Raw genomic sequence first — 12,485 nt, 5'->3', positions numbered from 1 at the left:
GATGAAATCATTTTTTAATAGTCGGATTTGGCTTGGACTTGTTTCGGTGTTTTTTGCTATTGTCCTCTTTTTAACAGCAGCTTCAAATAGTTATCGAAACTCTGCCAACCAAGCATACAGCCCAATCGAAACCTATACCCACAACCTATCAGATGTCCCCATCGATATCAAATATGATAGTGACAAGTACTTTATCAGTGAATATTCCTACGGGGCACAAGTCTATTTGACCTCAACCAACCGGGTTAAACTGGATTCCGAGGTTAACACTGATACTCGTAATTTTAAAATCGTCGCAGACTTAACAGATAGCAAGCCTGGAAAAGCAACCGTTCCTCTTAAAGTCAATAACCTGCCTTCTGGCGTGGCAGCCAAAGTGACCCCAGATAAAATGACCATCACCATCGGCAAGAAAGCACGAAAGACCTTTAATGTCGTAGGAAGTGTCGATCCCAAACAAGTGGCAACTGGTTATGAATTGCTCTCAATGAACACAGGTATTGACAAAGTCGAGGTGACCAGTGACGAGTCTAAGATTGATTTGATTGATCATGTCGTTGCCAAAGTGCCAGATGATGTTAAATTAAATGCAGACTACCGAGGTGAAGTAACCCTTCAAGCTGTCTCTGCAGATGGGACTGTTTTAGCCAGCTCCATTTCACCAGCCAAAACGACCTTATCGGTTTCAGTCAAAAAAATCACCAAGTCTGTCCCAATAAGAGTTTCAATGGTAGGAACCATGGATGAAAGCTTGGCGGACATTCAATCAAAACTTGGAAAAGAAACAGCTGTCATTTCAGGGCCAAGAGAAGTTCTGGATACCATTAATGAAGTGGTAGCGGAAGTCAATATTAGTGGTGTGACTAAAGATACAGAAAAAACGGTTAGCCTCCATTCGGATATTGTTTCCATTGAACCTTCTTCCGTGACGGTTCAGTTGACAACCAAAAAGAAATAATAGATAATATCAAAGGAAATGAAATGGAGGAAGCGAATTTCGCTTAGTAATTATGGGAAAATATTTTGGAACAGATGGCGTCCGTGGAGAAGCCAACGTAGAATTAACCCCTGAATTAGCCTTTAAACTAGGCCGTTTTGGTGGGTATGTCTTAAGTCAACACGAAACTGGAACACCTCGCGTCTTTGTAGCGCGTGACACACGTATCTCAGGTGAAATGTTAGAATCAGCTCTCGTAGCTGGTTTACTTTCTGTCGGCATTGAAGTTTATAAATTAGGCGTTTTGGCCACACCAGGTGTTTCTTACTTGGTTCGTACTGAAAATGCTAGCGCAGGTGTCATGATTTCTGCCAGCCACAACCCAGCTTTGGACAATGGGATCAAATTCTTTGGTAGCGACGGCTTTAAATTGGCTGACGACCAAGAGTTGGAAATTGAAGCCCTTTTAGATGCTGAAGAAGATACTCTACCACGACCAAGTGCCGAAGGCTTAGGAACCTTAGTGGATTACCCAGAAGGTCTTCGTAAGTATGAAAAATTCTTGGTTTCTACGGGTGTTAATCTTGAAGGCATGAAAGTTGCCTTGGATACAGCTAATGGCGCAGCATCTGTTTCAGCCCGTGATGTTTTCTTAGACTTACAAGCAGATATTTCTGTCATTGGTGAACAACCAAACGGCTTGAACATCAATGATGGCATCGGTTCAACACACCCAGAAAAACTACAAGAATTGGTTAAAGAAACAGGTTCTGCTGTTGGACTAGCCTTTGATGGAGATAGTGATCGTCTCATCGCAGTTGATGAGAATGGTGACATTGTCGATGGTGACAAAATCATGTTTATCATTGGGAAATACCTTTCAGAAAAAGGCTTGTTAGCTCAAAACACGATTGTGACAACGGTCATGTCAAACCTTGGCTTCCACAAAGCCTTGGACCAACACGGTATTAACAAAGCTGTTACAGCTGTTGGTGACCGTTATGTGGTTGAAGAAATACGTCAATCAAACTATAACCTAGGTGGTGAACAATCAGGTCATGTGATTATCATGGATTACAACACCACAGGTGATGGCCAATTAACAGCTATCCAATTGACCAAAGTCATGAAAGAAACAGGCATGTCTCTTTCAGAATTGGCTGCCCAAGTGACAATCTACCCACAAAAATTAGTCAATATTCGTGTTGACAACAGTATGAAACACAAAGCAATGGAAGTGCCCGCAATTGCAGCTATTATTGAAAAAATGGAAGCAGAAATGGAAGGTAATGGCCGTATCTTGGTAAGACCAAGTGGTACAGAACCTTTACTCCGTGTTATGGCTGAAGCTCCAACAGACGAAGAAGTGGACTACTATGTAGATACCATCGCTGATGTTGTTCGCACTGAAATAGGAATTGCATAAACCAAAAGGGTGTCGTTACAAACGGCGCTTTTTTCATTAAAAATACGGAAAATGGAGGCATAGAACAATAGATAAGCTAGCTGAATTACAAGAGAGGCTTGACGATCAAGCTAAAACTTATTTTCAACAATTGGTACCTGAATACCAGACAGGCTATGTGGATTACATTTACCAAACAGACGACCCTGCTGTGCAGGACAGACGGATCAGGTACATGTCCAAGCTCTTTCAATTCTGGCAGAAAAAACCTTGGTTTTATGTCCTTCCCTCGTCAAAGGAGGCGAATGCCCAGATGATTAAAGACTGGAACTATGGTGGTCCTGATTCTAGTCCCATCTACTATGCAAGCCCTTGGATTTTCCCTATTAAAGGAAATCAGAAAAACTGGTTCCGTCTGGTGCGTAATGGCATTGTGATAGCTATTTTTAAGTTGGAAATTATTAGTCATACTATCATGGTTCATCTCTTTCTGGAACCTGGGAACGACCAGCTATTCACTATGGATTTAATCAAGGGCATCGAGGGCAAGGCTCAGGAAATTGCGGCTGGGAAAGATCTGGTGTTTCAGCTCCACGTTAGCAAGGTAGAGGCTAAGGAACTTCTGCTAGAAGCGGGTTTTGAATTAATTCCAAAACTGATTTCAGAGCCGACTTGGATTCATCTGGCCAAGATTGGTATTTGACGCCTGAAAGTGTGAGACTTGCTAGGAGCTCTTCTGCAAACATGGTATAATACTCATATGATTAATAAACCGACTTCAGCTTATGTGCATATCCCTTTTTGCACACAAATTTGTTATTACTGTGACTTTTCCAAGGTTTTTATCAAAAATCAGCCCGTGGATGATTACTTAAGAGCCTTGATTCAGGAATTTCGTTCCTATGAAATTAAATCTTTGAAGACTCTCTACATTGGTGGGGGGACACCGACGGCCATTACGGCTTCTCAATTGGATTACCTTTTGACGGAGTTGGTCCGTGATTTAGACCTTTCAAAGCTTGAAGAGTTCACTATTGAGGCTAATCCTGGAGATTTGGATCAAGACAAAATTCAAGTTTTGAAAAAGTCTGCTGTAAACCGGATTTCTCTAGGTGTGCAAACCTTTAACGACAAGCATTTAAAACAGATTGGCCGTAGTCATAATGAAGCTCAGATTTATACTACTATCGACAGTTTGAAGGCGGCAGGCTTTCATAACATCTCCATTGATTTGATTTACGCCTTGCCGGGTCAAACCTTGGAACAGGTTAAAGAAAATGTTGCTAAAGCTTTAGCTTTAGACATTCCGCACCTGTCTTTATACAGTTTGATTTTGGAACACCATACGGTATTTATGAACAAGATGCGTCGTGGCAAACTGAATCTGCCGACGGAAGATTTGGAAGCTGAAATGTTTGAGTATATCATTAGTGAAATGGAAGCCAATGGCTTTGAGCACTACGAAATTTCTAACTTTTCTAAGCCTGGTTATTACAGTCAACACAACTTGATGTATTGGGACAATGACGAATATTACGGTTGTGGGGCTGGTGCTTCTGGCTATCTCAATGGTGTTCGTTACCGCAACCGCGTTCCCATCCAGCATTACCTGAAAGCCGTTAGTGAGGGCAATGCCCGTTTGACGGAAGAAGTTCTAACGCAGGATGAGATGATGGAAGAGGAGCTCTTTTTAGGTCTCCGCAAGAAATCTGGCGTTTCGGTGGCCCGGTTTGAAGAAAAATTTGGTCTCTCTTTTGACCAACGTTACGGTCACATTGTCCAGGAACTGATTGGTCAGGGCTTGCTGGTTAATGATCCAAAGACTGTTAGAATGACAAAAAAAGGTCTCTTTTTAGGAGACTCTGTTGCTGAGAAATTTATTTTAGATTAGGAGTTTATCATGGGACTTGTTTATCAAGAAACCTTCACTATGCCTTTTGACCTCTGTGATGTCAAACAAGATGCTAAATTACCTTTGTTGCTAGCTTATTGTTTAACCGTTTCAGGGCGCCAATCTGCTAAGTTAGGTCGTTCTGACGACTATGTTTTGGAGAACTATAACTTGGTATGGATTATTACTGATTATGAGGTTTCCATCAAACGTCTGCCTAAATTCAACGAGACAATCACTATTGAAACAGAAGCCATCTCTTATAATAAATTCTTTTGTTACCGTCAATTCCACATCTATGATCAAGAGGGTAACCTGCTCATGGATATTTTGACCTATTTCGCCTTGATGGCTCCTGATACGCGTAAGGTGGTTAGCATTCCTGAAGACTTGGTGCAACCTTACCAGTCTGAATGTGTCAAAAAGATGCGTCGTGCTCCTAAGATGAGAGAGTTAGAAAATCCTCAAGTCAAAACTTACCATGTTCGTTATTTTGATATTGATATGAATGGGCATGTCAACAATAGCAAATATTTAGACTGGATGTATGATGTTTTAAGTTATGATTTCTTGAGACACCATCGGCCACGACAGTTACAACTTAAATACATTAAAGAAGTGGCTCCAGGAGACCAGGACATTGCGTCTGCTTTCCAGTTAGAAGGCTTAACCTCATACCATCATATTAGCTCTCAGGGACAAATCAATGCCCAAGCTATTATTGACTGGGAACCAATCGATTAGAAGGAGGACTAGGTGACATACAAAGGCTATTTAATTGATTTAGACGGAACAATTTATAAAGGTAGGGAACGGATTCCTGCTGGGGAACGCTTTATTCAGAGGCTTCAAGAGCAAGAGATTCCATACCTTTTAGTGACAAACAACACCACCCGGACACCCCAGATGGTTCAGGACATGTTGGCGCAGCAATTCAACATCCAAACCCCCTTGGAGACTATCTACACGGCAACCATGGCGACGGTGGACTACATGAAGGACATGGACCGCGGGCAAACGGTTTATGTGATTGGTGAGACTGGACTCAAATCAGCTATTTCAGAGGCTGGCTACATTGAGGACAAGGAGAACCCTGCTTACGTTGTCGTTGGACTTGATAGTCAGGTGACTTATGACATGTTGGCAACGGCGACTCTGGCTATCGCCAAAGGTGCCCTTTTTATTGGAACTAACCCAGACCTCAATATTCCAACAGAGAGAGGATTGATGCCGGGAGCCGGCTCCTTGGTGGCCCTATTAGAAGCAGCAACGCGTGTCAAACCGGTTTTCATTGGAAAACCCAATGCCATTATCATGAACAAAGCCTTGGATATCTTACAGGTCAAACGCTCTGAAGCTATCATGGTTGGGGATAATTATCTAACAGACATCATGGCTGGTATTCAAAATGATATTGCTAGCTTACTGGTGACGACTGGTTTTACAAAAGCAGAAGAAGTGCCAAACTTGCCGATTCAACCGGATTATGTTGTGGCTAGCTTAGACGAGTGGGACATCTAATGGCAGACAAAATCAGATTGTTGCTCTTGTGGCTCTGCCTTTTGGCTTTTTCAGTCTTGGTCACTATTTATGGGGCTTGGTTATTCTATTCAATAGAAGTGGACTTGCTTAAGATAAATCATGTGGTCTACATGACCAAATCATCAATCCTCTATAATTTTAATGGCCTCATGGATTATCTCACTAATCCTTTCAGAACACAACTGACATTCGCCAGTTTCGCAGCTTCTAAAGAAGGCTTAGCCCATTTTAAAGATGTTAAAGGGCTTTTTCACCTCACACAAGTGATTTTCATCCTAAGTCTTTATCCCAGCTGCCGCTTTCTGAAAACAATCAGAAAAGCCAAAGCCTGGCAACTATACCGCCATAACTTCCTTTTAGCCCTCTTGCTGCCCTTAATCATTGCTCTATTTGCCTATCTCATCGGATTTGATCACTTTTTCATTCTTTTTCATCACATCCTCTTCCCAGGCAAAACCAACTGGTCCTTTGACCCCCTCACCGACCCCATCATCTGGATACTCCCCGAAACCTTCTTCATGCACTGTTTCATCGGATTTCTAGTGGTGTATGAGGCGGTGTTTGGAATCCTTTTATTTAAGAGTAAAATAAATAAATAATAATAAAGCAAGCGCTTTCAAAAAGGCTTGTTTTTTAATTTTTAGAGGAGTAAAATGGAATTATATAACTTTAAAAAATTATTCCAATATAAAGGAGAATTTTATGACAAATGGGATGATATTAGGCTTGGATATAGGTGTAGCCTCTGTCGGTGTAGGCATTATTGAAGCTGATAGTGGAAAGATTGTTCACGCAAGTTCACGAATTTTTCCTTCAGCAAATGCCGATAATAATGTTGATAGAAGAAAATTCAGAGGAAGTAGAAGGCTTTTAAGAAGGAAAAAACATCGTGTAAAAAGACTTCAAGATTTGTTCGATAAATATGATATCGTTACGAATTTTGATAATTTAAATCTTAATCCATATGAATTGCGAGTTAAAGGTTTAAATGAACCACTTTCAAATGAGGAACTATTTGCCTCTTTAAGAAATATTACAAAACATAGAGGAATTTCATATTTAGATGATGGAGAAGATGATTCTTCTGGCAATGGGACTGAATATGCCAAGGCCATAGAACTTAATCAGCAATTGCTAAAAGAGAAAACTCCTGGCCAAATACAATTTGATCGCTTAAATCAATATGGGCAACTTAGAGGAAATTTTGATATTGTCGATGAAAATGGAGAAATACATCATGTCATTAATGTCTTTTCCACATCGTCATATCGAAAAGAAGCTGAGCAAATTTTAAAAAAACAAAGTGAAACCAATACTTCTATTTCTACTGATTTTATTAATGACTTTATCCAATTACTAATTTCAAAAAGAAAATATTATCACGGACCAGGCAATCCAAAATCTAGAACGGATTATGGACGATACAGAACCGACGGAACTGACTTGGATAACATTTTTGATGTATTAATTGGTAAATGTAGTTTTTATCCGGAAGAATATAGAGCTTCAAAAACATCCTATACCGCTCAAGAATTTAATTTTTTGAATGATTTGAATAATTTAACTTTGCCTACTGAAACTGGTAAATTAAGTGAACAACAAAAAATTGACTTGGTAAATTGGGCTAAGGAAACAAAAATTTTAGGTCCCAAAAAACTATTACAAGAAATTGCTAAAAGAAATAACTGTAAATTCGAAGATATTAGAGGTTATCGTCTTGATAATAAAGATAATCCTGACATGCATGTCTTTGATGTTTATCGTAAGATGAATTTTGACTTAGAAACAATTTCTGTAAAAGATTTATCTGTCGATAGTTTAAATCAATTGGCAAGGATTTTAACTCTAAATACAGAACGTGAAGGAATTGAAGAGGCTATTAAAAAACTCATGCCTAACCAATTTACTGAAAAACAAATGTTAGAGTTGATTGCATTTCGAAAATCAAATTCATCTATTTTTGGAAAAGGGTGGCATAGTCTTTCAATAAAACTAATGAAAGAATTAATTCCCGAATTATATCACACATCTGATGAACAGATGACGATATTGAATCGATTTGGTAAATTCAAATTAACTAAATTAGATTCTAAAAGAACTAATTATATTGATGAAAATTCTGTAACTGATGAAATATACAATCCTGTTGTAGCTAAATCAGTAAGACAGGCAATAAAAATAATTAATGCTTCAATAAAAAAATGGGGTGATTTTGATAAAATCGTGATTGAAATGCCTCGAGACAAAAACGAAGAAGAAGAACGTAAACGTATTGCAGATGGACAAAAAGTCAATGCAAAAGAGAAGGAACAAGCTGAGAAACATGCAGCCAAACTCTTTAATGGAAAAGAAGAATTACCTAGTGAAGTTTTCCATGGATATAAAGAACTTGCTCTTCGTATTAGACTCTGGTATCAACAAGATCAGAAATGTCTCTATTCTGGAAAAGAAATAACAATATCGGATTTAATTTACAATAGAGAGTTATTTGAAATTGACCATATACTTCCATTGTCATTGTCTTTTGATGATAGCTTATCGAATAAAGTTTTAGTATATTGTTGGGCAAATCAAGAAAAAGGTCAAAGAACCCCTTTTCAAGCATTAGATTCAATGAAGTCCGCATGGTCGTATAGAGAATTTAAAAATGCAATTTTGCACAATTCTAAAATAAGTAGAAAAAAAAGAGATTATTTTTTAACTGAACAAGATATCAGCAAAATTGAAGTGAAACAAAAATTTATTGAGAGAAACTTAGTTGATACTCGCTATGCTTCTAGAACAGTATTAAACGTGCTCCAACAATCTTTAAAAAATCTTGAAAAAGAAACCAAAGTGTCAGTTGTTAGAGGTCAATTTACTTCTCAATTACGTAGAAAATGGCATATCGATAAAACCAGAGACACATACCATCATCACGCAGTTGATGCTTTAATTATTGCTGCATCAGCTAAACTAAGGTACTGGAAAAAACAAGGAGATATCCTTTTTGAAAATTATTTAATTAATCGACATGTTGATAGAGTAACTGGCGAAATTCAATCAGATGATAGTTATAAAGAAGAGGTGTTTACACCTCCATATGATGGCTTTGTTCAAACAATTTCTAATCCTGGGTTTGAAGACGAAATTCTGTTTTCATATCAAGTTGATTCAAAAGTAAATCGTAAAATTTCTGATGCAACAATTTATGCAACAAGAAGTGCAAAACTTGAAAAAGATAAAAAAGAACAAACATACGTTTTAGGAAAAATTAAAGATATATATAGTCAAACTGGATTTGAAAATTTTCTTAAGATATATAATAAGGATAAAAGTAAGTTTTTAATTTACCAAAAAGATCCAGAAACATGGGAGAAAATCATTGAACCGATTTTAAAGAATTATCGAGAATTCGATAATAAAGGAAAAGATATTGTAAATCCATTTGAAAAATATCGAAATGACAACGGTCCTATTTGCAAGTATTCTCGGAAAGGAAATGGTCCTGAAATTAAACAATTTAAATATTATGATACTGTTTTAGGAAAATATATTGAAATAACTCCTGAATCAAGTCGGAATATTGTCGCACTCAGATCGTTAAATCCTTGGAGAACAGATGTATATTTCAATGAAAAAACTCTGAAATATGAATTTCTTGGTTTGAAATATTCAGATCTTAATATTCAAAATAAAGAGGAATATGGGATTTCTGAAGAAAATTATCAGAAAATAAAAAAAGAAGAAGGGGTCTCAGAAGAATCGATCTTTAAGTTTACACTATATAGAAATGATTTAATAATTATTAAAGATTTATCAAAAGGAAAAAGTCAGATTTTTAGATTTTGGTCAAGGACTGGAAAAGTTAATGAAAAACATAAATTAGAACTTAAACCATATAATAAGTCTTCATTTGAAAAAGGTGAAAGTTTAGAAGTAATAAGAAATTTATATCCATCTTCAAATCAATTTCAAGAAAAACTTAACAAAAGTGATTTATCAATTTATAAATTAAAAACAGATATACTTGGGAATAAATTTATCTCAAAAAATGAAAATTTATTTCCTAAATTAATTTATAAAAAAATCAAAAGAAAATAAAATTTATGGGGTTGCAATTTTTATGTAAACGCTATATAATAAAAATGCAAGGGACGCCTTGCATAGTTACTTAAATCTTGCTGAGCCTACAAAGATAAGGCTTCATGCCGAATTCAAGCACCCCATCATTGATGGGGTGCTTTTCGTATTGTGAGGTATGTAATAATGACGTGGCGAATAATACATATAAATCAAAGTGAAAAGATGCATTTAAAGCTAGATAATTTGGTTGTAAAGAAACTAGGTGAAGAATTTACGATACCACTTAGTGACATTTCCATTGTAGTAGCAGAAGGTGGTGACACTGTCGTTACCTTAAGACTCCTTAGTGCATTTAGTAAATATAATATTATACTTGTAGTTTGTGATAATAATCATCTTCCCACAGGGATTTTTCATGCGCAGAATGGTCATTTCCACGCTTTTAAAAGGATGAAAAACCAAATGGCTTGGTCTCAAATTCAAAAAGATAAAATGTGGCAAATTGTGACATATTTTAAAATTAATAATCAAGAAGATGTCCTAGCAATGTTTGAGAAAGATATTAAGGCAATCCAATTATTATCAGACTATAAAAATAATATTGAGTTAGGAGATAAAACAAACCGAGAAGGTCATGCTGCAAAAGTCTATTTTAACGAGTTATTTGGTAAAAATTTTACACGAGTCACACAAGAGGAATGTGACCCTATCAATGCAGGTCTGAATTATGGGTATGCGATACTAAGAGCACAATTTGCAAGAATTGTCGCTGGGTATGGTCTAAATCCTATGATAGGAATCTTCCATAGAAATGAATTTAATCAATTTAATCTCGTTGACGATCTCATGGAGCCTTTTCGACAGATAGTTGACATTTGGGTCTATTATCATTTAAGAGACAAAGAATTTTTAACTTATGAATATCGTCTTCAATTGATAAATTTATTAAATTTAAAAATTCAATATGGAAAAGAAAAATGTACCGTTACCAATGCAATTGATAGATACGTAAATGGATTTGTAAAATGTATTGAGGAAAAAAATAATAATAAATTTTTTTGCCCAATTGTTTCGAGCATTGAATTGGAGTAGATTATGAGGTATGAATCAATGAGATTATTATGCTTTTTTGATCTCCCTATGGAGACCAATCAGCAAAAACGAATTTATCGTAATTTCAGAAAAGAATTAATATCAAATGGATTTGAAATGTTACAGTTTTCGGTCTATTTTAGAACCTGTCCAAATCGAAGTTTTGCATCAAAGTTTTATAAACGATTAAAAGTCAGTAATTTGCCTGCCGGAAATGTCAGATTATTAGCTGTTACAGAAAAACAATTTTCAGAAATGGTGTTGATTGTTGGTGGAAGAACAAGGCAAGAAGAAGTGATTAGTGATAATAAGCTGGTGATTATATGAAGATTCATCTTTCTCATCCCTATTATGATAATTTGGGAATAAATCTTGGACAATTTACACAAATAATTGGTCAAAATCAACAATTAAAATATTATTTGTGGCAATTATTAATTTGGTATTTTGATGGAAAAAAATACAGTGAGGAAGACCTGTCAATTTTTAATCAAGTTGAACCGTTGATAACTAAAGAAGATGATCCGATAAAACGAAACCATTTCCAGATTATCTCAATTGCAGATATTCGAGATCTTTCGGAACAAATGATTTTTAAGAAGGGAACTGCCTCATTTGATTTTTTAAAAAATCAATTTAACAGACTTGATGTTGCTTATGACTTAGAAACAATGAACAACTATCTTGAGGAAATTGCAAATCATATAAATAATCAACTTGAAATATATTTTGATGAAATGAAATATCATGTTGAGCCTAATATATTAACAGCTGAACAGTTATTAAATAAGCATTTTAGTCCTTATTTTGAATTTCAAGGTAAAAATTTATCATTTGAATATTTGGATAACAAAATGAAAGTAATCCTGTTTTTAAAGATGTTAGAAAGCAATTTATCTAAAAAGACCGAAAATGTGTTGGTCATTTTTAAGAATTTGGATGATTATCTAAGTCATAACCACTTTATTGATATATGTCAGTTTTTAAACGATCTGTGTCAAAAATATTCTCATTTTTTCTGTATGGTATTTCCTTCAAATGAAAGTTATTTATACGTAACAAAAGAGAATACGGAATATATTAATATTATCTCAAATCAAATTGAATCCTTTTACGAATTTGACTTTATGTACGAAAGATTTTGTCAATCTTATCCAACTAATGATTATCCAAACGAAGATCAATTCTTAAAATTATTACAAAGAAATGGAAGTTATTTATTTAGTGAAGAAATAGGCCATTTTAGTTTGTCTGTAAGAGATATGGTAACTATCAAAATTTTAAACACGCTTTATCATTTTAATGATGAAGTAACTTTTGAAATTCCACATGTGAATTCTATGGAAATCAAATACCTAATTAATAATGATTGACTTTAAATCAGTCTCGAATTATAATCAAAAAGAGAGTATAAAAATTTGATTTGAGGTTTTTGTACTCTCAAGATTTAAGTAACTATAAAACCGTCACCATCTTCTTCTTTTTTCTTACCGCGTTTTTGTACTCTCAAGATTTAAGTAACTATAAAACCGCTTGTAAGGATAGCTAGGTAA

Annotated in this window: 11 protein-coding genes and 1 CRISPR repeat array (1 of these 12 running past the window's edge); all 11 genes read left to right on the top strand. The window is 35.7% G+C overall.

The window, feature by feature from the left end; translation table 11 throughout:
- Position 1: 1 nt before the first annotated feature.
- The 11 genes from DQM95_RS05950 (at position 2) to csn2-St (ending at position 12,305) form a co-directional block, all read left to right on the top strand.
- A complete protein-coding gene (locus tag DQM95_RS05950) occupies positions 2–958 on the top strand; it encodes a CdaR family protein (protein ID WP_037591987.1) in 957 nt (318 codons plus the stop codon).
- A gap of 52 nt (positions 959–1,010) precedes the next feature.
- Positions 1,011–2,363 carry a phosphoglucosamine mutase gene (gene glmM / locus DQM95_RS05945; protein WP_037591988.1) on the top strand — a complete coding sequence of 451 codons (1,353 nt, stop codon included), beginning with the start codon at positions 1,011–1,013 and terminating at the stop codon, positions 2,361–2,363.
- Between the two features lie 292 nt (positions 2,364–2,655).
- Complete coding sequence (locus tag DQM95_RS10105; protein WP_037591989.1) at positions 2,656–3,045, top strand: hypothetical protein; 390 nt, start codon at positions 2,656–2,658, stop codon at positions 3,043–3,045.
- A gap of 57 nt (positions 3,046–3,102) precedes the next feature.
- Positions 3,103–4,233, top strand: coding sequence for a radical SAM family heme chaperone HemW (gene hemW / locus DQM95_RS05935; protein ID WP_046388108.1), 1,131 nt, complete (start codon positions 3,103–3,105; stop codon positions 4,231–4,233).
- A gap of 9 nt (positions 4,234–4,242) precedes the next feature.
- Complete coding sequence (locus DQM95_RS05930; protein ID WP_037591990.1) at positions 4,243–4,977, top strand: acyl-ACP thioesterase domain-containing protein; 735 nt, start codon at positions 4,243–4,245, stop codon at positions 4,975–4,977.
- Positions 4,978–4,989: 12 nt separating this feature from the next.
- A complete protein-coding gene (locus DQM95_RS05925; protein ID WP_037591992.1) occupies positions 4,990–5,754 on the top strand; it encodes a TIGR01457 family HAD-type hydrolase in 765 nt (254 codons plus the stop codon).
- The gene (locus DQM95_RS05920) at positions 5,754–6,374 is read left to right on the top strand and encodes a TIGR01906 family membrane protein (protein ID WP_037591993.1); all 621 of its coding nucleotides are present in this window, start codon (positions 5,754–5,756) and stop codon (positions 6,372–6,374) included. The genes DQM95_RS05925 and DQM95_RS05920 overlap by 1 nt, the downstream gene beginning before the upstream one ends.
- 103 nt (positions 6,375–6,477) lie before the next feature.
- Positions 6,478–9,858, top strand: a complete 3,381-nt coding sequence (gene cas9 / locus DQM95_RS05915; RefSeq protein ID WP_037591994.1) for a type II CRISPR RNA-guided endonuclease Cas9 — start codon at positions 6,478–6,480, stop codon at positions 9,856–9,858.
- Between the two features lie 165 nt (positions 9,859–10,023).
- Positions 10,024–10,932, top strand: coding sequence for a type II CRISPR-associated endonuclease Cas1 (gene cas1 / locus DQM95_RS05910; RefSeq protein ID WP_037591995.1), 909 nt, complete (start codon positions 10,024–10,026; stop codon positions 10,930–10,932).
- Between the two features lie 3 nt (positions 10,933–10,935).
- The gene (gene cas2, locus DQM95_RS05905) at positions 10,936–11,259 is read left to right on the top strand and encodes a CRISPR-associated endonuclease Cas2 (protein WP_037591997.1); all 324 of its coding nucleotides are present in this window, start codon (positions 10,936–10,938) and stop codon (positions 11,257–11,259) included.
- Positions 11,256–12,305: a CRISPR-associated protein Csn2-St gene (gene csn2-St / locus DQM95_RS05900; protein WP_111685968.1), complete on the top strand. Its 1,050-nt coding sequence runs from the start codon at positions 11,256–11,258 to the stop codon at positions 12,303–12,305. Before cas2 ends, csn2-St begins: the two co-directional genes overlap by 4 nt.
- Positions 12,306–12,360: 55 nt before the next feature.
- Positions 12,361–12,485: a CRISPR direct-repeat array (repeat unit 36 nt; unit sequence GTTTTTGTACTCTCAAGATTTAAGTAACTATAAAAC); it runs 901 nt beyond the window's last position.

It is taken from the genome of Streptococcus uberis (assembly GCF_900475595.1).
GTDB classification, from domain to species: Bacteria; Bacillota; Bacilli; order Lactobacillales; family Streptococcaceae; genus Streptococcus; species Streptococcus uberis.
This window is presented reverse-complemented; position numbering and strand designations above follow the sequence as displayed.